At 64.0% G+C, this 23,411-nt stretch carries 19 protein-coding genes; 11 read left to right on the top strand and 8 right to left on the bottom strand.

The window, feature by feature from the left end:
* The first annotated feature begins 61 nt into the window (after positions 1–61).
* The gene (locus ACFYOW_RS12010; protein ID WP_387287499.1) at positions 62–2,089 is read left to right on the top strand and encodes a M13 family metallopeptidase; all 2,028 of its coding nucleotides are present in this window, start codon (positions 62–64) and stop codon (positions 2,087–2,089) included.
* 29 nt (positions 2,090–2,118) lie between these two features.
* On the opposite strand, the gene ACFYOW_RS12005 is transcribed toward ACFYOW_RS12010, so the two are convergent.
* The 7 genes from ACFYOW_RS12005 to ACFYOW_RS11975 form a co-directional block, all read right to left on the bottom strand.
* Complete coding sequence (locus ACFYOW_RS12005; protein ID WP_387287024.1) at positions 2,119–3,198, bottom strand: ABC transporter ATP-binding protein; 1,080 nt, start codon at positions 3,196–3,198, stop codon at positions 2,119–2,121.
* Between the two features lie 26 nt (positions 3,199–3,224).
* Complete coding sequence (locus tag ACFYOW_RS12000) at positions 3,225–4,553, bottom strand: ABC transporter substrate-binding protein (protein WP_387287022.1); 1,329 nt, start codon at positions 4,551–4,553, stop codon at positions 3,225–3,227.
* A gap of 18 nt (positions 4,554–4,571) precedes the next feature.
* Entirely contained in the window at positions 4,572–5,468 is an 897-nt protein-coding gene (locus ACFYOW_RS11995) for a carbohydrate ABC transporter permease (protein ID WP_387287020.1), read from the bottom strand.
* 39 nt (positions 5,469–5,507) lie between these two features.
* A complete protein-coding gene (locus ACFYOW_RS11990; RefSeq protein ID WP_387287018.1) occupies positions 5,508–6,437 on the bottom strand; it encodes a carbohydrate ABC transporter permease in 930 nt (309 codons plus the stop codon).
* 253 nt (positions 6,438–6,690) lie between these two features.
* Complete coding sequence (locus ACFYOW_RS11985; RefSeq protein ID WP_387287016.1) at positions 6,691–7,596, bottom strand: Ig-like domain-containing protein; 906 nt, start codon at positions 7,594–7,596, stop codon at positions 6,691–6,693.
* Positions 7,597–7,982: 386 nt separating this feature from the next.
* Entirely contained in the window at positions 7,983–9,407 is a 1,425-nt protein-coding gene (locus tag ACFYOW_RS11980) for a cytochrome P450 (protein ID WP_387287014.1), read from the bottom strand.
* 16 nt (positions 9,408–9,423) lie between these two features.
* A complete protein-coding gene (locus ACFYOW_RS11975) occupies positions 9,424–10,698 on the bottom strand; it encodes a serine hydrolase domain-containing protein (protein WP_387287012.1) in 1,275 nt (424 codons plus the stop codon).
* A gap of 439 nt (positions 10,699–11,137) precedes the next feature.
* Here ACFYOW_RS11975 and ACFYOW_RS11970 point away from each other — a divergent pair, with 439 nt between their 5' ends.
* Positions 11,138–11,803, top strand: a complete 666-nt coding sequence (locus ACFYOW_RS11970) for a hypothetical protein (RefSeq protein ID WP_245720977.1) — start codon at positions 11,138–11,140, stop codon at positions 11,801–11,803.
* Positions 11,804–11,842: 39 nt separating this feature from the next.
* Entirely contained in the window at positions 11,843–13,342 is a 1,500-nt protein-coding gene (locus ACFYOW_RS11965; protein ID WP_387287010.1) for an MFS transporter, read from the top strand.
* Between the two features lie 43 nt (positions 13,343–13,385).
* On the opposite strand, the gene ACFYOW_RS11960 is transcribed toward ACFYOW_RS11965, so the two are convergent.
* Complete coding sequence (locus tag ACFYOW_RS11960) at positions 13,386–14,057, bottom strand: S1 family peptidase (RefSeq protein ID WP_387287008.1); 672 nt, start codon at positions 14,055–14,057, stop codon at positions 13,386–13,388.
* Positions 14,058–14,655: 598 nt separating this feature from the next.
* Between ACFYOW_RS11960 and ACFYOW_RS11955 the strand changes: the two genes are divergently transcribed.
* The 8 genes from ACFYOW_RS11955 to ACFYOW_RS11920 are packed head-to-tail and all read left to right on the top strand — an operon-like array spanning position 14,656 to position 23,273.
* A complete protein-coding gene (locus ACFYOW_RS11955; RefSeq protein ID WP_174566228.1) occupies positions 14,656–15,474 on the top strand; it encodes an ABC transporter permease in 819 nt (272 codons plus the stop codon).
* Between the two features lie 4 nt (positions 15,475–15,478).
* Positions 15,479–16,342, top strand: a complete 864-nt coding sequence (locus tag ACFYOW_RS11950; RefSeq protein WP_063042477.1) for an ABC transporter permease — start codon at positions 15,479–15,481, stop codon at positions 16,340–16,342.
* Positions 16,343–16,348: 6 nt separating this feature from the next.
* Entirely contained in the window at positions 16,349–17,842 is a 1,494-nt protein-coding gene (locus ACFYOW_RS11945; RefSeq protein WP_387287005.1) for an MCE family protein, read from the top strand.
* Entirely contained in the window at positions 17,839–18,882 is a 1,044-nt protein-coding gene (locus ACFYOW_RS11940) for an MCE family protein (protein ID WP_387287003.1), read from the top strand. The genes ACFYOW_RS11945 and ACFYOW_RS11940 overlap by 4 nt, the downstream gene beginning before the upstream one ends.
* On the top strand, positions 18,882–19,877 hold the full coding sequence (locus tag ACFYOW_RS11935) for an MCE family protein (protein WP_387287497.1): 996 nt from the start codon (positions 18,882–18,884) through the stop codon (positions 19,875–19,877). The genes ACFYOW_RS11940 and ACFYOW_RS11935 overlap by 1 nt, the downstream gene beginning before the upstream one ends.
* Positions 19,878–19,882: 5 nt before the next feature.
* Positions 19,883–20,995 (top strand): MCE family protein, encoded by a 1,113-nt coding sequence (locus ACFYOW_RS11930; RefSeq protein ID WP_387287001.1) that lies wholly within the window; start codon positions 19,883–19,885, stop codon positions 20,993–20,995.
* Positions 20,992–22,098 (top strand): MCE family protein, encoded by a 1,107-nt coding sequence (locus tag ACFYOW_RS11925; protein ID WP_387286999.1) that lies wholly within the window; start codon positions 20,992–20,994, stop codon positions 22,096–22,098. The genes ACFYOW_RS11930 and ACFYOW_RS11925 overlap by 4 nt, the downstream gene beginning before the upstream one ends.
* On the top strand, positions 22,095–23,273 hold the full coding sequence (locus ACFYOW_RS11920; protein ID WP_387286997.1) for an MlaD family protein: 1,179 nt from the start codon (positions 22,095–22,097) through the stop codon (positions 23,271–23,273). Before ACFYOW_RS11925 ends, ACFYOW_RS11920 begins: the two co-directional genes overlap by 4 nt.
* The last annotated feature ends 138 nt before the right edge of the window (positions 23,274–23,411 follow it).

Genomic DNA, 23,411 nt, shown 5'->3' with positions numbered 1-23,411 from the left:
CCGGCCGTGACGCGGCCGGGGTCAACCTCGGCGACGGCAGCCTCCGCCCCATCTCTGCATACTGGACATCGTGACTTCCGATCTGAGCAGTCCCTCCGGTATCGATCTCTCCCACCTCGACCACGCCGTGCGCGTTCAGGACGATCTGTTCGCCCATGTCAACGGCGGGTGGCTGGATACCTATGAGATACCGGCGGATCGTGCGGTCGACGGCGCCTTCCGGACGCTGTACGACCAGGCGGAGTTGGATGTGCAGACGATCATCCGGCAGGCCGCCGACTCGGCGCCGCTGCACGGCAGTGACGCGCGCAAGATCGGCGATCTGTACTCGAGCTTCATGGACACCGATACGGTGGCCTCGCTCGGGCTGGCGCCCATCGCGGGGGAACTCACCGAGATCCACGAGGTCGCCGATCGCAGTGCCTTCGCCGCGCTACTGGGTCGCCTGCAGCGCACCGGCGTCGGCGGCGCGCTCGGTTTCTATGTCGATACCGACGACAAGGACTCCAACCGGTATCTGGTGCACGCCACCCAGTCCGGGATCGGGCTGCCCGACGAGTCCTACTACCGGCAGGACGAATTCGCCGAGATCCGGGACCGATATGTCGAGCACATCGGCCGGATGTTCGCATTGGCCGCCGCCGAACCGCAGATCGCCGCGCTGCTGCCCGCCGACCTGGCGACGGTCGGACAGCGGATCTTCGAATTGGAGCGCAAGCTCGCGGCCGGGCACTGGGATGTGGTGCGCCGCCGTGATGCCGAGCTGAGCTACAACCTCACCACCTACGACGCGCTGGTCACCGAGCATCCGGAATTCGATTGGCACGCCTGGACCGCCGCGCTCGCCGAGGGGATCTCGAAGTCCGGTCCCGAACTGTTCGCCGAAGTGGTTGTGCGCCAGCCGGATTACGTGCGCACCTTCGCGCAGACCTGGGCGGCCGAACCGCTCGCCGACTGGCAGGCGTGGGCGATCTGGCGGCTGCTGCGTTCGCGGGCGCCCTATCTCACCGATCCGCTCGTCGAGGAGAACTTCGACTTCTACGGTCGCACCCTGACCGGCGCGCAGGAGAACCGGGAACGCTGGAAGCGCGGTGTTTCACTGGTGCAGGATCTGCTCGGAGAGGCGGTCGGCAAACTGTATGTAGGCGAGCACTTTCCGCCGGAGGCCAAGGCGCGGATGGTCGAGCTGGTCGCCAACCTGCAGGAGGCCTACCGCCGCAATATCGCCGAGCTGGACTGGATGGGGCCGGATACCAGGGCGGCCGCGCTGGCCAAACTGGAGAAGTTCACCCCCAAGATCGGCTATCCGGACAAATGGCGCGACTACTCCGCCATCGTCATCGTCCCGTCCGATCTGGTCGGCAACTACCGTCGCGGCTATGCCGCCGAACACGATCGGGATCTGAACAAGCTCGGCGGTCCGGTCGATCGCGGCGAATGGTTCATGACCCCGCAAACGGTGAACGCCTACTACAACCCGGGCATGAACGAAATCGTCTTCCCCGCGGCCATTCTGCAGCCGCCGTTCTTCGATATGCATGCCGACGACGCCGCCAACTACGGCGGCATCGGTGCGGTGATCGGCCATGAGATCGGCCACGGTTTCGACGATCAGGGTGCCAAGTACGACGGCGACGGCAATATGATCGATTGGTGGACCGATGCCGATCGCACCGAATTCGGTAAGCGCACAAAGGCTTTGATCGACCAGTACAACGTGCTCTCGCCCAAGGCGCTGGCCGACGACTACACCGTCAACGGCGAATTCACCATCGGCGAGAACATCGGTGACCTGGGCGGGCTGTCCATTGCCCTGGCCGCCTACCGGATTTCGCTCGAAGGCGAGGAGCCGCCGGTCATCGACGGTCTGAGCGGTCTGCAGCGCGTCTTCTACGGTTGGGCGCAGGTGTGGCGGACCAAGGCCCGCAATGAGGAGGCCATTCGGCGCCTGGCCACCGACCCGCACTCGCCGCCGGAGTTCCGTTGCAATGCGGTGGTTCGCAATATCGACAGCTTCCACGAGGCTTTCGATGTGCAGCCGGGCGACGAGCTGTATCTGGAACCCGCGCAGCGCGTCAAGATCTGGTGAGCACGCGGTATGCCGAGGACGCCGCGCGCTCAGCGCAGGCGTTCCTCGGTTTCGCCGTCGAAGAAGAAGATCTCGTCGAGTTTCGGACGCAGGCGCAGGCGATCGCCGAGCGCCACTTGAAAGCGGCGGTCCACCCGTGCCACCACCTTGCCTGAGCGGCTGTTCCATTCATCGGTGACGCCGTGGCTGTAGATGAAGGATTCGGCGCCGAGTTCCTCGAGCAGTTCGGCGGCCACGGCGAGGCTGTTATCGGTTTCGGTGGTGGTTTCCCAGGATTCCGGACGGATGCCGACAACGACCCGCTCTCCGGTTGCGGTGCGGGGCACGGGAATTCGCAGGTCACCAAGGACGGCGGACCCGTCCCGAACCGGGGCGTCGAGCAGATTCATGCCGGGTGAGCCGATGAACCCCGCGACGAAGGTATTGACCGGATCGTCGTAGAGCTCACGGGGTTTGGCGATCTGCTGGAGCTTTCCTTCGCGCAGCACCGCGACGCGATCGCCCATGGTCATGGCCTCGACCTGGTCGTGGGTGACGTAGACGGTGGTCGTGCCGAGACGCTTCTGTAGCGCGGCGATCTGCGAGCGGGTGCTCACCCGCAGTTTCGCATCCAGGTTGGACAGCGGTTCGTCCATGCAGAAGACCTGCGGTCGGCGCACGATGGCGCGCCCCATCGCGACGCGCTGGCGTTGTCCGCCGGAAAGTTTCGCCGGTTTGCGGTCGAGCAGATGCTCGAGTTCGAGCATCTTGGCCGCCTCCTGCACCCGAACCGCGGTGTCCGCCTTGCTCATTCCGGCATTGCGCAGGGCGAAGCCCATATTCTGCGCGACCGTCATATTCGGATAGAGCGCGTAGCTCTGGAATACCATCGCCACATCGCGGGCGCGCGGCGGCAGTCCGGTGACATCCGTACCGCCGATCAGGATGCGACCCGCCGCGACGGATTCCAATCCGGCCAGCATCCGCAGACTGGTCGATTTGCCGCAACCCGAAGGGCCGACGAGGACGATGAATTCCCCGTCGGCGATATCGAGCTGCAGGTTGTCGACGGCGGGCGCCTGCGCACCGGGATACAGATGCGTCACCCCGTCGAAGTGCACTGTTGCCACGGCGTCGATCTCCCTCTTGGTCGGTACTACTTGGGCAGCTTCGGCGTGATCTGCCGGTCGATAATGGTCTGCAGCTGACTGGCGACATTCGCGAAAGCCGTTGCCGGATCGGCATTCTGTAGACCGATCTGCTCCAGTCCGGTGCCGATGATCTGGTCACCGCCCGGCACGAAGACTCGCGCGTAATCCTGCGATTTGGTGACCGCGAGTTGCTCGATGGCGACCTTCGCATTCGGATTCTTCGCAAGGAAGTCGACCTCGCTCGGATCGGTCACCGCCGACTTGCGCACCGGCATATATCCGGTGCCCTGCGAGAAGTAAGCGGTATTCGCGGCATTGGTGATGAACTCGATGAACTTCAGCGCGTTCACCTTCCGCTGATCCGAGATCCGCGACGGAATCGCCAGCCCGGCACCGCCGGTGGTGACGCCGGGGCCGTTGGGATGCGGCAGGAATGCGGTGCCGAATTGCAGTTTGCCCTCGGCATTCTTCTGGATGCCCCGCAGATCGCCGGTGGAGGCGATGGTGGAGGCGATGACGCCGGTGCCGAAGTCGACGGCGATCTGCGGTTTGATGCCAGCGTACTTCTTGGTGTGGATCATATCGCGCAGGAATTGGCCCGCCGCAATGGTTTTGGGGTCGGTGAACTTCAGCGTCCACTGGTCGGAGTAGGCGCCGCCGAAGGTCCAGTTTGGGCCCTGGAAGGTCCAGGCCAGGTAGTTCTTGGCGTCACCCCACCCGTGCGCGAGCTTGCCGTCGCCGACCACCGACTGGATCTTCGGGCCCCACTCGTCGAATTCCGGCCAGCTCTGTGGGCCGCGGTCGGGCAGACCGGCCTTCGCCCAGACATCCTTGTTGTAGTAGAACAGCGGCGTCGAGCGCGCGTAAGGCAATGCGTAGTGCTTACCGTTGAAGACATAGTCGGCGGCCAGCGAATCGACGTAGTCGTCGAGCTTCACCCCGGCATCGGCGAAGTGCGAATCGAGCGGTTCGATGGTGCCGTTGAGCGCGTAGTTGAACCACCAGACATCCGACAGCACAACGACATCGGGCAGCTCACCGCCGGACAGCGCCGCATTGAACTTCTGCGACACCTCCTCGTAGTTCTTACCCGCGTCGACCAGATTGACCTTCAGATCCGGATGCTTCGCCTGGAAGCGGTTGATCAGCTCGGCCTCGAGTTCTTTCGAGGTGCCAGGGTGATTCGACCAGAAGGTGATGGTGTTGGCGTCACCGGACTGCTTGCCGCCACCGCCGCTGCCCGCGCATGCGGTCAGTGCGGTACCCGCCGCAAGCGCACCGGCCAGGCCGATGAATCCGCGCCGCGACAGTGCCGGGAATTGTGAAGTGGACACTGGTTTCTCCTGTATCGGTTAACCCTTGACCGCACCTGAGGTGAGGCCCTTGATCATGTGGCGCTGTAGCAGCAGGAAGACGACGAGGATCGGCAGCATGGTCAGCAGCGTCCCCGCCATCACCGGTCCCCAGTTGGTGACGCTCGGATTCTCGGTGTTCTGCAGCAGGGTCAGGCCGACCGGCAGTGTGGCGACCCTGGTGTCGTCGGCCATCAGGAACGGCCAGAGGTATTCGTTCCACTCGTTGACCAGCGTGACCACCGCGAAGGCCACCATGGTCGGTCCGGACATCGGTAGCACCACCCGGGTGAGCAGGCGCCACCAGTTGGCGCCGTCCATCCGGGCCGCCTCGATGACCTCCGAGGGCAGTGAGAGGAAGTGATTGCGCATCAGGAAGGTGCCGAAGGCCACCCCGCAGAGCGGAATGATGATGCCCTGGAAGGTATTTCGCCAACCCAACTGGGCGATCAACGCGTAGTTGGAGATCACCGTGATCTGGTTGGGCACCATCAGCGCCGCGATGATCACCAGGAACACCAGGGTCTTGCCCGGAAACCGTAGGAACACCAGGCCGTACGCGCTGAACACGCCGAGCACGAATTTCACCAGCGCGATGATCCCGGTGATGATCAGCGAATTGCGCAGGAAGGTCCAGAACGGCAGCGTCGTGGTGGCGTCCTGGTAGTTCGCCGGATGCCAACTGTGCGGCCAGTACACCGCGGGCTGGGTGTAGATATCCGGACGTGCCTTGAACGAGGTGATGAAGATCCAGAACAGCGGAACGCCGACGATGATCAGCACGCACACCATCGCGGCATATCCGAGCACCGTCACCGCCCGCTGTCTGCGGCGATACGAAAGAGTCTCTTCGCTGTTTCCCTGGCGGCCTGCGCGGGTCGCTACGTGGTTACGCATGCTGCCTCCTCCGCGCCCGTCGCTCCGGCCGCGCGTGTTTCACTGCTCCCCCCGATCCATGATGCGCACCTGGACCAGCGTGACGACCAGCAGCACGAGGAACATGATGGTGGCGACCGTCGCGCCGTAGCCGGCCCGGAAGTTGCGGAAGGACTCTTCGTAGACCTGGTAGACCATGGTCGTGGTGCCGGTGCCGAGCGGCCCGCCGCGCGTCATCACATTGATGATGTCGAAGACCTGCAGCGAGTTCAGCAGCACCGTGATGGACAGGAAGAACGTGGTCGGGCGCAGTTGCGGCAGTAGCACTTTGGTGAAGGTGGTCCAGCGGCTCGCACCGTCCATCTCGGCCGCCTCCATGAGATCGGCGCGGGTGCCCTGCAGCGCGGCCAGGTAGATGACGAAGGTGTAGCCGAGGTTCTTCCAGACATAGGTGACCGTCACCATGAACAGCGCCCAGTGCGGGTCCTGGTAGAAGTCCGGCACCTTGTCGACGCCGATGCGGTGCAGCACATCCTGGATCAGCCCGAAGCTGGGATCGAATATGAACTGGAAGGCAACGCCGATGGCCGCGCCGGAGATGACGAACGGCGCGAAGATGGCCGAACGAACCACATTGCGCCCGAACAGCTTACGGTCCAGCAGCAGGGCCAGCGCCAGGCCGAGCACCATGCTGCCGACCACCGCGGCCAGGGTGAACACCACCGTATTGGTGACGATCTGCCAGGAGTCGTCGCGGCCCCACCACTCCCGGTAGTTCGCGAACCCGATGTAGGTCACGAAGTTGTCGGAGATATTGAAGTCGGTGAACGAGAGCCGGATATTGTCGGCCAGCGGGCGGTAGACGAACAGCGTCAGCAGCACCAGATTAGGCCCGAGCAACACCAGGAACAGCGCATAGTCCTGCCACGGCCGATTGCGCAGGCCACGCCCGCGCGGTTGGGGCAGTACTCGTTCCGGCCTGGTTCGCACGACCGAAGCCTTACGGCGCGCAGCAAACGATCGGTTAAGGCCGAACGCCGATACGCTGAACTTCTTGCTGGGCGTACCCGACAAGTTACCCATGTTCTCCCGCAATCAGTTCGGAGCGTTGCGCCACTCGGGAGATTAACTGGCAACTGGTCCGCCGTCCGGGAATTCCCGAACACCATCAGTTGAACAAAACGAACTCGGCCCAGGCGATCGCGCCTGGGCCGAGCTGAGCTTGGACGTCGGGTCAGCTACTTCAGTCGTTCCAGTCGCCGTAGCCGTCGCGGGCGTTCAGGGTGCCGCCCTGGGTGTTCTGGACGATGACCGGGTCGCCCTTCTTGGCGTTCTCGAAGAACCACTTGGCGTTCTCGGTGCTGACGTTCAGGCAGCCGTGGCTGGCGTTCGAAACACCTTGCTGCGCAACCGACCACGGGGCGGCATGCACGAAGATGCCGCTGTTGGAGATCCGGGTGGCGTATTCGACCTCGACCTTGTAGCCCTCGGGATCGGTGGTCGGCACACCGTAGGTGGACGAATCCATGGTCATCTTGCGCAGCTGCTCGCCGACGAAGTAGGTGCCGTTCGGGGTCTCGTGCTTGGTCTTACCCATCGAGGTCGGCATCGTCATGATCTCCTCGCCGTTGCGAGTGATCGTGATGGTGTGGGTTTCGTCGTCGGCGGTGGTGATGAAGGCGTCACCGATCCGGTATGCGGTGCGGGTGCCGCCCGCCTCGACGGTCACATCGGTATTGGCAGGCCAGAACTCGTTCGGCCGCCAGCGCACCTGCTTGTCGCTGAACCAGTAGAAGTGACCCGGCGCCGGATTCGAGGAGGTGATCCTGATGGCCTGCTCGGCGGTGGCGTGATCGGTCACCGGATCCTTGAAGTTGATGATGATCGGCTGCGCGACGCCGACGGTCTCGCCGTCCCCGGGGCTGATACTCGGCGGCGCGAAGTTCGCCGTGGCGCCCGGATCGGTGGCGGTCGAGGTGGAGGAGCCGGTGCCGACACCCGGCAATGCCGGATCGGCCTGAGCCGGCGCGACGGCGGTGATGCCGACCGCGGCGATCGCCGCCGACAATAGGATGCCCTGCCGGAGTCGGCGGGCTAGCGCTCCCCGACGAGGAGCAGTCGACGTCCCGGTGTGCAAAGCGGCATGCATAAGTTTCTCGTCCAATCCATCTCTCGCCTACGCCGTGGCGCGGCGAGATCTCTCATCGGTGTGGAGCTCGCAGGGCGGTTTCACGAAGACTCTTCGTGGATTGGCGTGCGAACGCCCACGGAAAAACGGCGCGGGGCACCCGAAGCACCCCACGGGTATATGACGCACCCGACCCTGGCGTCCTTCCTACCGTCCATGGCCATCCGTGGCCAGTGGCGTTTCGGATTGATTCGTGCTGATCGCATAGTGTGGCGAGCAACACATATACCGTTGGGGGTCATGATCATTCGTGAAATCGGCCGGTCAGATCGGGTGAGCCTCGATGGCTCAGGACGGCCGTCAAGCCGCCCGACCCTCAGATGAGCCAAACTCCTTCGTGAGATAAATCACGAAACGACGTCGAATGGGATCGACCGATGCGGACCCGTCGCGATGTTGTGCGGCACCGACAGCGGCGCCCGCCCGCGCGCATACCGCGGTGGCAATCGCAGCCGCCGTCGACCGAGAATGGTCGCGAGCACGATCCGCAGTTCGTAGTCGGCCAGCGATGCCCCGACGCACCGTCGATGTCCGCCGCCGAAGGGTGCGAACTCGTACGGCCGGTACTTGCGCTCGATGAACCGCTCCGGCCGGAAGAGCTGCGGATCCGTCCACACCGCGGGATCGGAATGCAGCAGCGGCAGCGCGATGCCCATGGTGTCGCCCGCCGCGAGCTCGACACCGCGCAGTACGAACGGCGCGGTGTTGTTTCGAGCGACCTGCGAGCAGTCGCTGGCGGTCAGCCTACGCAGCACGATCGGCACCGCGGGATGCAGCCGCAGCGTCTCTTGGCACACCGCGTCCAGGAACGGCAGCCCGGCCAGCTCGAGCGGGGAGGCGTCGGGGCCGGCCGCGTCCAGTTCGGCGTGCAGGCGCCGTAACGCCCCGGGTTCTCGATGCAGATGGAACAGTGCCCACACCAGACTGGTCGCGGTGGTCTCGTGTCCGGCGACGAGCAGGGTGCGCAATTGGTCGCACAGATCGTCATCGGTGATCGAGGTACCGTCGTCATAGCTGGTCGCGAGCAGAAGACCGAGAATGTCGGCGCCGACCGAGCCGACGGTCCGGCGCTGTGCGATATCGGTCAGGATCAGCTCGTCGAGCCGCTCGCGCGCGGCCACGAACCGATCCCATGGCGACCGGCCGAACAGCCCATGGCGCAGTGCGGGCACCAGCATCAGCGGTCCGGAGTAGGCGGTGAGGAATTCCCCGACCGCGGCGGTGTATTCGGCGCGTCGTTCGCGGCTGTCCACCCCGAATACCGCCTGCAGAATCACCCGCAGCGTGATCGCCCTGGCCGCCGCACGCGAGTCGATGCGCGTGCCCGGTGTCCAGGCGGGGCGGGATTCGCCTGTGCTGCCGGTTATTTCGGCGATGGTGGACTCGCGGATGAGTTCGCCGTAGGTGCGTATGCGCGCACCGTGGAACGCGGGTGCGAGCAATGCCCGATCGCGCCGATGTCGTTCGCCCGCGGCCAGGATGAGCGACGCGGAACCGACCAGGGGTTCGATCGGATTCGGTCGCGGCGGTTCGAGCAGATCGGTCGGCGCGCGGAAGAATTCGCGGGCGCCGTCGGCCGTGCCGGTGAACAGCGCCGCGCCGAAACCGGGAAACCGCACGTAGAACGGATCGCCCTCGCGTTCGCGTCGCCAACGGAAGTACCGCTCGAAATCGATGCCCGCCGCCAACGCGTGCGCAACCACCATTCTCGGTGCGCGCGGCGTAGACGCAGCGTCCAGCGCCGTTTCCTCGGATGCGCCCGCCTGCTCCATATCTATAGCTACGAAATCACGCCGGTCCCGGTTCGACCGCACCCTTCGGGCGCCCCCTGCGCACCGTATTCTCGGCGAGGGCGGCCAAGCGCGCGAGCCGGGCGTCCCCGAGCGCGGTCACCGCGTTGCCGAGCCGATTGGTGACGAAGGCGATCGACATACCGAGTTCGGGATCGGCGTAGGCGCCCGAACCGCCGAGTCCATAGTGGCCGAAGGCTTTTCGCGGCTGCTGCTTGGACATCACGACCGGACGGTGATAGCCGAGGGTGAATTTCAGCGGCACCCCGAGCACATAGTCGCGGCTGTCGGCCCGCTGCGTTTCATTGATGATCGCGATCGTCTCCGGTCGCAGGAACTGCACCGCGTCGATGGCGTGACCACCGCGTTCGGGATCCAGCGCCTCGACCCGCCCTTTATTCGCGAGGGCCCCATACATTCTGGCCAGTGCGCGCGCCGAGAAGACACCGTTCCAGCCCGGCATCACCGCATCGTGCACGCGCGGATCGCGGACGAGTTCGTCGAAGCTCTCCGGCATCCCCGCCTCGGCGAGTCCGCGCACCGGCCGCACCCAGGACAGCACCGATGACGCGGTATTCCAACGGATTCCGGGTGGATTCAGATGCGGAAATATCTTGGCGATCCGATAGCGCTCGGATTCCGGTACCCGGAACCAGAATTCGTCATAGCCGAGTGGTTCCGCGATCTCGCGGCGCACCACATCGGTGAACTGATCACCGGTGACACGCTGCACGATCTCGGCCACCAGCCAGCCGAAGGTGATCGCGTGATAGCCCGATGTGCGGATGCGCCGCGGATCGGCGGGACTCTCGGCCAGCGCCGCCACCACGGCGTCGTAGTCGAGGATGCCCTCCCGGCCGGGGACCAGGCCGCGCACCCGGTGCAGTCCGGCGCGGTGCGAGAGCACATCGCGCACCGTAATGTCTTCCTTGCCGTGTGCGGCGAACTCCGGCCAGTAGGTGGCGACCGGGGCTTCGTATTCGATCTGCCCGCGTTCGGCCAGCCGGTGCACCACGGTCGTGGCGACGCCCTTGCCGGTGGAGAAGGCGAGCGCGACATTCTCGCCGTTCCAACGTCGATCCTTGGCCGCCCAGCCCGCCCAGATATCGACGACGGGTCGACCGTCGAGATAGATCGCGAGCGCACCGCCGCCACGCGTCGGCTGGGCGAACATGCCGAAGAAATGATCCGCGATGCGGACGAATCTCGGATCGACGAGCATCTCCAGCGGCGCGGCTGGCCATCGGTCCGGTGCGGGGAAGGCTGAAACCATGGGTCACACCTCCTGCTGGCTGGCTGGGGCCGAATTCTCAGCCTAACTCGGATCGTGGCGTTTGCCAGCGACCGAAAGGCGTGGTCACACAAGTCGCACCGGTTGCCGAAGCCACAGCGGGGAGGATCAGCGCGGCGCCGAACGCGGCGGCGGTGCAGGTGATCGCGCTGATCAGCTTCACGGACGAATTCCTCTCACACCGGAAACCTCACCATTCCCAGATCGGTTGCTGTGACACCGATTCCGCTGGTACGCCGCGGTGCCACAGTGATCGAACCAACATTTGGGCCGGCACTGTGCATCTCCGATGCGGTTGCTGTCGACTCGACGCACCTGCGCTCGGTGGTGTATGCATGGCGTGGTATTTCACGCTTTGCTAGATCACTTCGGATTCCGACGGGGGTATGAGTTCGGAGCGTTACAGCCGGGAGGACTGTAAGTGTCTCGTCAACCGATCTCGGGTCGCCTCGCGACTGCGGCCATCGCCGCGGTCTCCGTCGTCGCCGCGCTCTCGCTAGCGGGCTGCGGCAATAAGATCAGCGGCAATGCCCAGCCCGCCATAAACGGGACCATCGATGCGGTCTCATCCACCAACACGCCGAAAACCTCAGGGGCCAGGCCCACCTCGGGACGGCCGACGACCAGTGCCCGCCCGTCCTCCGGTAAGCCGACGGCGACCACCTCGGCGACCAAGGGCGGCAGCACCGATTTCCAGGCCAATGTCGGTGACTGCGTGACGCTCGGCGGCACCACCGACAACGCCACCATCGCCAAGGCCTCCTGTGGTAGCCGGGCCTCGAACTACAAGGTCATCGGCAAGGCGGCGACGAGTTCGCAGTGCGTCGCCGACCGCGACTCCGCCTACTTCGAAACCCTGAACGGCGTGCAGCAGGGCGCGATCTGCCTGGATATCGACTGGGTCGTCGGTGGCTGCATGGATATCAGCGGCGAGGATCCCAAGCGCATCGACTGCACCGAACGCGTCAGCCAGGGCGTGAAGGTGACCAATATCCAGCAGGGCGCCGACGATGCCAGCGTCTGCGGCAGCAGCAGCGGCTTCGAGTACCCGACGCGCCGCTTCGTGGTCTGCGTCCAAAATCTCTGACGCCCACGAAAACCGGCCGGTAGCGGCTACGTTTGGTTCGTGAATGCTGAGTTACCCCGGCTGGGTTCGGCTACCGGCCGCTGGATCCTGCTGGCCACCATCCTCGGTTCGTCGGTGGCCTCGCTGGATGCCACCGTCGTCAATATCGCGCTGCCGCGCATCGGCGAATCCCTCCACACCGATGTCGCCGGCCTGCAGTGGACGCTCAACGGCTACACGCTGACCCTGGCCTCGTTCATCCTGCTCGGCGGCTCGCTCGGCGATCATCTCGGCCGCCGCAAGGTATTCGTCTGGGGTGTCATCGGTTTCGCGCTGGCCTCGGTGCTCTGCGGTGCCGCGGTGAATATCGAGATGCTCGTCGTCGCCCGGATCCTGCAGGGTGTGGCGGGAGCGATGCTCACCCCAGGCAGCCTGGCGCTGATCTCCTCATCCATCGATCAACGCGATCAGGGGGCGGCGATCGGCCTGTGGTCCGGTTTCGGCGGCGTCGCGGGCGCACTCGGTCCGTTCCTCGGTGGCTGGCTGATCGAGTTGGCCGGCTGGCAGTCCATCTTCTTCATCAATGTCCCGCTCGCGGTGGTCGTCGTACTCGTCACACTGCGGCATGTGCCGGAGAGCCACGACCCGAATGCCTCGGCGCGACTGGATGTTCCGGGTGCGGTGGTGGTCGCGGTGGCGCTGGGCGCGCTGACCTTCGGTCTGATCGATGCGATGCCGCTGCTGGTTGTCGTCGGTCTGCTGCTGCTCACGGTCTTCGTGGTGATCGAAATGCGCAGCGACCACCCGTTGGTGCCGCCCTCGCTGTTCGCTGGGACATTTTCGCGGGGCGCGGGGCCCGCCTCCGGGCCGGTCGCTTCCGGCGGTCGGATCTTCACAGCCGCAAATCTGGTCACCCTCGCGGTCTACGCCGCGCTCGGCGGTGTCTTCTTCCTTCTTGTCATGCAGCTGCAACTGGTGGCGAAGTACACGCCGCTGATGTCGGGGGTGGCCACGGTTCCGGTCACATTGATCATGCTGGTGCTTTCCGCGCCCGCGGGTCGTTGGGCGCAGGTGCACGGTGCGCGCATTCCGATGACGGTCGGTCCGCTGCTCGCCGCGCTCGGCCTGGTATTGCTGCTGCGCATCGGCCCCGACACCACCTATCTGACCGATGTGCTCCCTGGTGTGCTGGTCTTCGGTCTCGGCCTGTCGGTATTGGTCGCGCCACTCACCGGCGCGGTACTCGGCGCGGTGCCAGCCAGTGAGGCCGGTGTCGCCTCCGGGGTGAACAATGCCGTGGCCCGTACCGCTCAGCTGCTTGCGGTCGCCGCGCTGCCCGGCCTCGCGGGCATCTCCGGATCGCTCGACGACCCAGTGGAATTCGACCGCGGCTTCGGAGTCGCGATGTGGATCTGCGTCGGCCTGCTGGTGGCCGGTGCGCTGATCGCGGCAGTACTACTGCGCGCGCCGCGACACGCCGCGACACTGGACAATGTCGACTGCATGCCGCAGTGCGGGGTGGCGGGTCCGGCGCTGGCGCCGCTGCACAAAACAGAATGAGCGGGTCATTCGACCCGCTCATTCGGTATTCGAGTGATCCTGGCTAGATCGGGTTGAAGCCCGCCCCGACGCTGCCACGGGCATTGATATCGCCCATGATCGAGCTCATATTGGTGCCGACCTCGGGTCCGAAGCAGGCAATGGCGAGATAGGCGTTCACCATGCCGACCAGCGTGGTGCCGACGACGACCGGTGCCCCGGAATCGCCCTCCACCACACACATCTGCGACCAGGTCTCCATATTGCTGCCGAACAGGTCGCCGTAGGCGATGCCGCAGGTATTGCCGGTGGTGCGGCCCTCCTTACAGACGATCATCGGGAACTGGGCCGGGCCGCCGATCCCTGTGATGGTGACATTGCCGACCCGGTTGACCGGGGTGATCTTGGCCGGATCGAATTGGATGATGGCGTAGTCGAGATCGTGGTTGGAGTAGACGAACCGGCCGATCACGCCTGCGCCGCGGTCGAGTTCGGCGTACACCTGAGCGCCCGGGTCGCCGCAGTGCCCCGCGGTCAGGCCGACCAACCGGCCCCCGCCGTCGTAACCGACCGTCGTGACAGTGCATTCGAACTGATTATCGATAATGATTCCCGACCCACCGCCGATGACGGGTGGCCCCGCGGCCTCCGCGGTCCCGGCCCCCGTCGCGACCAGTGCCGCACCAAGAGCTACGGCGAAGGCAGCGTTGGCCACCTTGGCGAGTTTGCTGAACATGTCCCTCCAGACGTCGGAAGTCCGCACGATATCAATCTGTCGCACCCATCGTGTCAGTATTCGGCTCCGGGCGCGTCCTCTATCCGTGGCGATCACTTGCTGGTCGCTCGAAACGGTCAGCTGTCGATGTCGAACGCGTCGGCGAAGACCGCACTTTTCGACATTTTGGATGCAGCGTCTCATTTACTCGCGATAGCGAAAGTCTATTACTGCAATCATCACAAAGTGACCGATTGTGTTTCGGTTGTATGTTGATCGATACCTTGGAACCTATTCGAATCGCGTGCATATTTTGCATGAATATTATCCGCGCAAATAGTCGAACAGGCCATATCCGGGGCTGATCGGAGCCGTGGAACTGTAACTTGTTCTAGAAGTATCACCGTTAACTTTGGGATCGATCCCAAGCGTCGGGCCACTGCTCATAGCGTTTTCCCTACGGTGACTCCAATCTATGACTGCAATCACACGGTGATGGTGTGTTCTGCACTACTCCGTAGTAAGGTGCGTCAAGCAAACAAGTCGTCGGGGTTTGGTTACCGGCGTCGAGAGGGGTTAGCCAGTGCAGTCGACCAAGAGTCCACCAGCGCAGTCACGGATGAGTGACGCGGTCGATTGGACGAAGGCCTACTGGGAAGACCATCCGAAGCGCTCTTTGGAGACCTTCGGCAGGCAGATCACGATGGGGTTCGCGGCGGTCGCGGAGTTGTTCATCGCGATATTCCGACGCCGCTTTCCTTATCGTGAGTTCATCCGCCAGTGTGCGTTCATGTCCAGTGTCGCCGCGGCACCGACGCTGCTGGTCGCTATCCCGATCGGCGTGATCGTTTCCATCCAGGTCGGCGCGGTCGCGAGCCAGGTCGGTGCGACCTCGTTCATCGGCGCGGCGAACGGTCTCGGCATCATTCAGCAGGGTGCGCCGCTGGTCACCTCGTTGATGATCGCGGGCGCGGTCGGTTCGGCGATCACCGCCGATCTCGGTTCGCGCACCATCCGCGAAGAGATCGACGCGATGCGGGTGATGGGGGTGGATCCGCTGCGTCGCCTGGTCGCGCCCCGGCTCGGTGCGGCCATGCTGGTCAGCGTATTGCTGTGTGGCTTCGTCGTATTCGTCGGATTTTTGACTGGCTACATTTTCAATATTTTCGCGCAGAACGGCACCCCGGGTTCCTATATCGGCACCTTCTCCTCGTTCGCCGTCACCATCGATCTGCTTGTCGCACTGGTGAAATCATTGATCTTCGGGTTGCTCGCTGCGATCATCGCCTGTGATACCGGGCTCAATACCCGGGGCGGTCCGGGTGGAGTCGCCAACTCGGTGAACTCCGCGGTGGTCAGTTCCGCCATCATGTTGTTCGGCGTGAACTTGATCATCACCCAGATCTACAACGTTCTCCTCCCCCCACAGGTGGTCTGAGCCGGTGTCAACAACCTATGTACCGCCGCTGCTGCGGCCACTTCGGCAAATAAAGAAGTCCGCGCAGGTCCCGGTGGATATGGTTGCGCGCCTGGGTCACCAGGTGTTCTTCTTCCTGCGGTCGGTGGGCTCGATCCCGTTGGCGCTGCGGCACTATCCGAAGGAAGTCTGGCGGCTGCTTTCGGATGTCACCTGGGGCAACGGCAGCCTGGTCGTCGGTGGCGGCACCATTGGTGTCATCCTCATCCTCAGCGCGTTCGGCGGGATGACGGTCGGCATCCAGGGCTACACGTCGCTGAATCTGCTCGGCCTGAGCCCGATCACCGGCGCCATCTCCGCATTCGCGACCACCAGGGAGTTGGGGCCGCTGCTCGCGGCACTCGCCTTCGCCGCCCAGGCCGGCTGTCGCTTCACCGCGCAGCTCGGCGCGATGCGGATCTCCGAGGAGATCGACGCGCTCGAGTCGATCGCGATCCGGCCGCTGCCGTATCTGGTGAGCACCAGAATGTTCGCGGCGATGATCGCCATCGTTCCGCTCTACTGCCTGGGCCTGGCGATGGCCTACATTTCCTGTTCGCTCACGGTGCAGCTGATCGGCAACACCTCCAGCGGTACCTACGCGCACTACTTCTATCAGTTCCTGATACCGACAGACGTGCTCTACTCACTGGCCAAGGCGATGGTGTTCGTCGCGATCACCACATTCATCCAGTGCTACTACGGCTTTTTCGCCTCGGGCGGTCCGGAGGGCGTGGGTGTCGCGGCCGGTCGGGCCATCAAGATGTGCATCATCATCGTGGTTTTCGCGGACCTGTTCATGACATTGGCGATCTGGGGCGTCAATCCCGGCATCCGGATCTCGGGGTAGGACGAGATGATCATCGATCCCAGTGGGCGTGGCCCCACCATGCGACAACTGTTGGTCGCCGGCGTATGCGGACTCGTCGTCTTCGCGCTGATCCTCGGCTTCCTGATGGCCAGATACCAAGGCTATTTCGTGCCCAAGGTGCATGTGGTGGCCAATCTGACCACCACCGGTGACGGGCTGCCCAGCGAGGCCGACGTGAAGTTCCGCGGCGTGCTGGTCGGTGCGGTCAAGGATGTCGAGGTCGCCGCCAAGGGCGAGCTGCAGAAGGTGCAGATCGACCTGAAGCCGGAGTTCGCCGGCGATATCCCGTCGAACGTGACCGCCCGTGTGGTGCCGAGCAACCTGTTCGCCGTCACCTCGGTGGAGCTGGTGTTCAACGGTCCCGCGGATAAGTACCTGCACGAGGGTTCGACCATCGAGGAGGACCGCAGCCAGGGCACCATCGCGCTGCAGGACACCCTCACCACCGTGCGGACCATCCTCACCAAGCTCGATCCGGTGCAGTTCGGCCGGGTGCTCGGGACGCTGTCCCAGGCGCTGGACGGCAGCGGCCGGATGCCGGGCTCCACCATCGAGCGGCTGGACAAGTGGCTCACCTCGGTGGACGAGTCCATCCCGAATCTCGGTGTGCTGCTCGATGATTTCTCGGCCTCGGCCCGCGCACTGAACGAGTCCGCGCCCGAATTGCTCGATGTGCTCGGCACTTCGGTGAAGACCGCGCAGACCATCGCCGACCACCGCACCGCGTTGGTCGCGTTGATCAGTGGCACGGCGGGCACAGTGGATACGGTCAACGGCCTGTTCGCCCGCAACGGTGATATCGGTAAACAGATCACGGCGGGGACCAGCGATATGTTCGGCGCGCTTGCTGCGGACGCGAATTCGATCCCAGACACCATAGCCTCGCTGAACAACTCGCTGCGCAAGTTGAGTACGACCTTCCACTGGGGTCCGCAGCGGCAGATGGTCTGGAATGCCGGTGCGACGCTCACCCCGTATCGGCCGTACGAGCAGGCGGACTGCCCGCGCTACGGCAACCTGGCCGGCCCGAGCTGTGCCACCGCACCCGCGGTCTCCGATCCCGGCTACCTGCCGCCGTCGATGCAGCCGCGTTCGCTGCAAACGGCTCAGGGTTTGGCGAAACTGCCACTGCCCGCGGGCTTCCCGGAGATCCCGGGTCTGACCTCGCCGGGTGACCCGCTCGCGGCGAGCTCGAGTGAGCCGAAGCCTGCCAGCCCGTTCGCGGGCACCCCGCTGGAGGGTTTGTTCCCGAATCTGGCGCCGCCCGCACCGGGTGCGCAGCCCTCCTCCGATCAGCCCGCGGCCCCGGCCGTGCCCGCCCAACCGGCGAGTGCGCCAGTGACCGCCGGTCCAATTTCGTACGAAGGAGATGCCGCGATCGTGGCCCTGCTCGGTCGTCGGCCGACGGCGGCCGAATATCTGCTGCTCAGTTCGGCAATGCGCGGAGGTTCTTTGCAGGTCGGCGGTGCCGCCGAATGAGCGTTCGTAAACCACTGATCGGCTTCGGCCTCTTCGCGATCGTCTCGATCCTGGTCACCGTTGTCGTCTGGAATACGCTGGCGCGGGTCGTGGAGGGTGACACCAACACCTATACCGCGACCTTCAGCGATGTGCTCGGCCTGCGCGAGGGTGATGACGTCCGGATGGCGGGCGTGCGGGTCGGCAAGGTCGAAAAGATCGAAGTCACCCGCGATTCGAAGACCAAGAAGTCCGTCGCCAACGTGACGTTCATCGTGCAGCGCAACCAGACGGTGTACGACGACACCAAGGCGCTGGTGCGCTACCAGAACCTGATCGGCCAGCGCTATGTCGCCCTGGCCCCGGGCAAGGCAGCGAGCCCGGCGGCATTGAAGAACAAGGCCACCATTCCGCTCGAGCGCACCGAACCGTCCTTCGATGTGTCCGGACTGCTCAACGGATTCCAGCCGCTGTTCCAGGTGTTGCAGCCCGAGCAGGTGAACCGGCTCTCGGAGACCTTCATCCAGGCATTGCAGGGTGACCGAGTTTCGTTGAGCGCGTTCATCACTCAGGCCGCTACCCTGGCCACGGATTTCCAGCGCCGAGACGCGATTCTCAGCGATGTGATCACCAACCTCAGCGGCGTCATGTCCGGGTTGGCCAAGCGAGGTGATGAATTGGAGACCCTGGTTACCCAGACCCGGGCACTGATCGGCGGCCTGTACGACCAGGGGCAGTCGCTGCAAGCGTCCACGGTGCAGATCGCGGACGCGACCAGCGGACTGGTCGACATGATGGGCAAGATCCAGCCGAAGCTGACCACCGCACAGGATTCGACGAGCGCAGCGCTGACACTGTTGATCGCCAACGGCGCCAAACTCGACCAAGCTGCGATCGACCTGCCCGCGGCGCTGTCCGCCATCGGTAAGTTCACCCAGGACGGCGCCTACGCGAATGCGTACTTCTGCAAGCTGGACGTCTCGCTGTACGGCATCCTGCTCCCCCGCGGTCTGCTCCCGCAGATCGGTGGCAACGGACAGTCGGCGGTGTGCCGCCCATGATGACCAAGATCAAGGACAGGTTCAACAGCAACCGCTACTTCTGGCTGGGTGTCCTCGGTGGCGTCCTCATCATCGTGCTGCTGATCGGCTCGAGCGCTTACAAGCTGATCGGCGTCGGTGAGAAGACGGTCAAGGCCGAGTTCGTGCAGACCGCTGGGGTCAAGGTCGGCGACAAGGTCAATGTGGCCGGTGTCCCGAGCGGCCATGTGTCCGGTGCGAAGCTGGAGAACGGACATATCCTGCTCACCCTCAGCGTGGACAACGATGTCAAGCTCGGTCCCGATGCCAGGGCCTCGATCAAGATGGCGACGCTGCTCGGCGCACGCTATGTCGATCTGGACCCCGGTGATGGGTCGGGACTGAAGGACAGCCGAATTCCGTTGTCCAACACCTCGGTTCCGTACAACCTTGCCGATGTGGTCGAGTACGGCACGCCGAAGTTCGAGGCGCTCGACACCAAGCAGTTGGCCACCTCGCTCGATCTGATCAACAAGCAGATGGGTGATTCGCCCGCGCTGACGGCGCAGGCACTGGACAGCGTCGGCGCACTGGCGAAGGTGATGGATTCGCGCAAGGAGGAGGTCGACAGCCTGCTCAAGGATCTCGACCGGGTCACCAGGATTCTCGGCGACAACCGCAATAGTGTGCTGTTGGTGATCACCCAGGGCGAGGCCATCGCCAACCGGGTGATGGAACGCCAGAGCCTGCTGCGCCAGCTGCTCGACAACGTGTCGACGCTGAGCCGCCAGCTGCAGGAGATCGGTGCGGCCAATAACAACCAGCTCGGCCCGACCATCGCGCAGCTGAACACCATGGCGGAGGGCCTGCAGAAGAACAAGGACAACCTCGACCGGATGCTGCAGATCATGCCGGTGTCGGTGCGCACTTTCAACAACGCGTTCGGCAACGGTCCGTACGGTGAGGTCGGCCTCCCCTGGCTCTTCCCCGACAACTGGTTGTGCTTCGCCCACATGATCGAGGGGTGCCAGGGATGAGACTGATGCGAATCAACCTGCGCCGGCCGAACCTGCGGCGGGTGGCCAAACCACTGATGATCAGCGCCGCGGCCTTGGCCGTCGGCAGTTGCTCGCTGGTGCCGAGTTCGGTGAACAGCGCACTGGGCAACACGATGACGATCACCGCGGACTTCGAGAACATCGCGGGTGTCTTCGAGGGCAATCCGGTCACGGTGCTCGGCCTGCAAGTCGGCAAGATCGACAAGATCATTCCCAAGGGCACCCTGGTCGAAGTGCATATGACGATCGACAAGGACGTCAAGATCCCGAAAGACGCGATGGCCGCGATCATTTCGCCGTCCATCGTCACCGACCGCCATGTCGAACTGACCCCGGTCTACACCCAGGGCGAGTCCATGTCCGACGGCGCGCATCTGCCCAAGGCGAAGACCAAGACACCGGTCGAGCTGGACACGATGCTCAAGACCATCGATCAGTTCGCCGCCGCGCTCAAGCCGGAACCGGGTACCGAGGGCATCGGTCCGCTGTCGGGTCGGGTGCTCTATCCGATGTTGAACGGCAACGGTGAGAAGATGCGTGACACCCTCAACGCGCTCTCCAGCGCGTTGAAGGTCGGCGTCGACAATAAGGACGCGGTCTCCAGCATCATCGTCAAGTTGAACGACCTGACCACGATGTTGGCCGAAAACGACCAGTCCGTACGCGATTTCAGCAATCGGATGACGCAGATGACGGGACTGCTCAGCGATCAGGCCCCCGGGCTGGAGGCCACGCTGAAGCAGCTCAACGACTTCCTGGCCAATACGAGTTCGGTCTTCGTGCAGTACCAGGATCAGCTGGGCAGTTCGCTGGAGGGTCTGACCAAGGTGACCGATCAGTTGCGTGCCAATGCCCGCGGCCTCACCGAGGTCGTCGACATCGCGCCGCTGCTCATGCAAAACCTGGACCGGTCGATGAACCGGGAGTTGGGCTACGTCCGGCTGCACGGCAACCTGCCGACCTTCCTCAACGGTGAACTGCTGAGCGTGTTCTGTGAACGGATTCAGATGCGTTCGGATGGCTGCCGCACCGGCAAGCTCGAGGATCTCGGTCCGGACCTCGGTATGACGGCGGCACTGTTGGGGATGACCAAATGAGCGACCGGTTCACGATGAAGGCCCGCCGCACGCTGCTCGCGCTGGCGGCGGCATCCGGGGTGGCCATCACCTCCGGCTGTGGTTTCACGGTGGAGAAGCTGCCGCTGCCGAAACCGGGCTTGGCCGGTGAAACCTACACCGTGCACGCGAAATTCGAGAATGCGCTGAATCTGCCCGATCAGGCGAAGGTGAAGATCGGTGGCTCGGATGTCGGTGTGGTCTCCAATATCCAGACCAAGAACTTCGAAGCCATTGTCGATCTGAAGATCAGCAAGGAGATCGAACTTCCGGTCGGCAGTACTGCGGAACTGCGCCAGGCCACCCCGCTCGGCGATGTGTTCATCGCGGTGTCCAAAGCCAAGGCGGATCCGGGTGCGCCGGTCCTGCACGACGGTGACACGCTGGGCCGGGACAAGACCTCGGCGGGCGCCACCGTCGAGGAGCTGTTGATCTCGGTATCCATGTTGTTCAACGGCGGCGGCGTGGCCGCGCTGACCAAGCTGACCTCGGAGATGGATTCCATCGTCGGTGGTCGCGGCGATCAGATAGCACATCTGATCAATGAAATGACCGGCGTGGTTGGCAGTTTGAACGAAAACAGCGCCCGGGTGGACAGCGTGCTCGCCCAGTTCAGCACGCTGGCCAACACCATCGAGAGCAGGCACTCGGAATTGGGGCAGGTCGCCGATTCGTTGCCGCAGATGATCGGTGCCATCGCGGAGAACAACCGGGCCATCGGCGATCTGTTGCAGAAGATTTCGGTGACCAGCGCGGCGCTCGGCGACTATGCCAACACCTCAGGCGACCAACTGGGCGACCTACTCGACAATGTGCACAAGCTGATGAACGCGCTGTCACAGACCGAGCAGAACTTCGGTCCCGCATTGGATGCGCTGCACGAAATACGCGGCCCGCTCGATGCGTCCTTCCGCGGTAACAGCCTCGCGGTCTACGCCACCGTCACCAATATTCACAACTTCAGCCTGTTGTCGGATCCGGCGCAGGGCAAGTTCTTCGACGGCCGCGACCTAAGCGACTTCGCGGGCAGCCTGATCACCGTCCTGCAGGCGATTCAAGGACGACTGCAGGGGGGTCACCGATGAGTTGGCTCGGCAAATTGATGCAGCGCAAGATGCTGCTGTCCACTATCGGCCTGGTGCTGGTGTTCGTCGTCGGGGCCAGTTATCTGCTGGTGAGCGTGATGCGGGTGAATCCGCTGAAGTCGACCTACGCCGTCACCGTGGATCTGGACCGCTCCGGTGGTCTGCAGCCGGGCAACGATGTGACCCTGCGGGGCTATCGCATCGGCAAGGTGACCTCGATCGAGTTGGTCAATCGCGGACAATCCATCGCCGCGAAGGCCGAAATCGACGCGAAGTACAAGATTCCTGCCGACACCAAGATCTCGGTGGGCGCGCTCTCCGGTGCCGGTGAGCAGTACATCGACTTCCGGCCGAATTCCGAGCAGGCGCCGTACCTGAAGGACGGTTCGGTCATCGAATTCGATGCGGAGAAGATCAAGACCCCGACCCCGATCTGGTCGGTGCTCGACAACTCCAGCGCGCTGATCTCCCAGATCGATCCGGATAAGTTCAGCGTCATCCTGGCCAACCTGGACACCGCGCTCAGCGGTGGCCCGGATCAGTTGCGTGGCATGGTGAACGGCATCAGCCTGGCCATGGCCGGTTTCGACAATCTGCTGCCGCAGACCCAGAATCTGATCACCAACCTGCGCACCATCGCGAACACCACCTCGATGGCGCAGCCCGATCTCGCGACGCTGACCCACAATTCGGGTCAGCTGTTCGACCAGTTCAACAATGCGAACGGTGAACTGCAGGCGGTGCTGGAGAAGGCGCCGGGACAGCTGACCAGTCTCGGTGCGGTGCTGGACAAAACGGCCGATCCGATCACCAGTCTCGCCGCCAACTTCGCGGCGATGACCCGGGCCGCGCAGCTGCGGATTCCGGCGCTGCAGGCGCTGTTCCCGTCCCTGAACCTCGGGTTGTCCGCCGCTGGTGTGCCGGCACATGACAACGAATTCCACGCTGTCGCGGATATTTGGGTTCGGCCGATCTGCCAGTACAAGCACACGCCGATCCGCAATGAGGTGATCCAGGACGGTTCGCTGCCCAAGTGGAACTACTGCGAGAACCCGCCGCCCGGACTGCAGGTGCGCGGTTCGGCGAATGCGCCGCGCCCGAATGTTCCGGACAATGGCGCGCAAATGCCGCCGGGCGCGGATCCGAATGAAATGACCCCGCCGCCGCTGCGGTGAACCCAACAGCGGTGAGTTGACACAGCGAGCGATACGTATTCGACGGTGAGTTACCCCCGGCCCGGGCGTGCGATCCCTGGCCGGGAATACTCCCCCGCAGAGTGCGAACGGTTCGTCTGATGCGGACCGACAAGGCAA

This window comes from Nocardia sp. NPDC006982 (assembly GCF_042869435.1).
Classification (GTDB): Bacteria; Actinomycetota; Actinomycetes; order Mycobacteriales; family Mycobacteriaceae; genus Nocardia.
Note: the sequence above shows the minus strand (reverse complement) of the source record. Positions and strands in the feature narration are given on the sequence as shown.

Coding starts and splice junctions, on each gene's coding strand:
- ACFYOW_RS11975 (WP_387287012.1), bottom strand. CDS start 10,698: ATGGTTTCAGCCTTCCCCGCACCGGACCGATGGCCAGCCGCGCCGCTG.
- ACFYOW_RS11985 (WP_387287016.1), bottom strand. CDS start 7,596: ATGCATGCCGCTTTGCACACCGGGACGTCGACTGCTCCTCGTCGGGGA.
- ACFYOW_RS11940 (WP_387287003.1), top strand. CDS start 17,839: ATGAGCGTTCGTAAACCACTGATCGGCTTCGGCCTCTTCGCGATCGTC.
- ACFYOW_RS11925 (WP_387286999.1), top strand. CDS start 20,992: ATGAGCGACCGGTTCACGATGAAGGCCCGCCGCACGCTGCTCGCGCTG.
- ACFYOW_RS11955 (WP_174566228.1), top strand. CDS start 14,656: ATGAGTGACGCGGTCGATTGGACGAAGGCCTACTGGGAAGACCATCCG.
- ACFYOW_RS11995 (WP_387287020.1), bottom strand. CDS start 5,468: ATGCGTAACCACGTAGCGACCCGCGCAGGCCGCCAGGGAAACAGCGAA.
- ACFYOW_RS11920 (WP_387286997.1), top strand. CDS start 22,095: ATGAGTTGGCTCGGCAAATTGATGCAGCGCAAGATGCTGCTGTCCACT.
- ACFYOW_RS11930 (WP_387287001.1), top strand. CDS start 19,883: ATGCGAATCAACCTGCGCCGGCCGAACCTGCGGCGGGTGGCCAAACCA.
- ACFYOW_RS11935 (WP_387287497.1), top strand. CDS start 18,882: ATGACCAAGATCAAGGACAGGTTCAACAGCAACCGCTACTTCTGGCTG.
- ACFYOW_RS11980 (WP_387287014.1), bottom strand. CDS start 9,407: ATGGAGCAGGCGGGCGCATCCGAGGAAACGGCGCTGGACGCTGCGTCT.
- ACFYOW_RS11960 (WP_387287008.1), bottom strand. CDS start 14,057: ATGTTCAGCAAACTCGCCAAGGTGGCCAACGCTGCCTTCGCCGTAGCT.
- ACFYOW_RS11945 (WP_387287005.1), top strand. CDS start 16,349: ATGATCATCGATCCCAGTGGGCGTGGCCCCACCATGCGACAACTGTTG.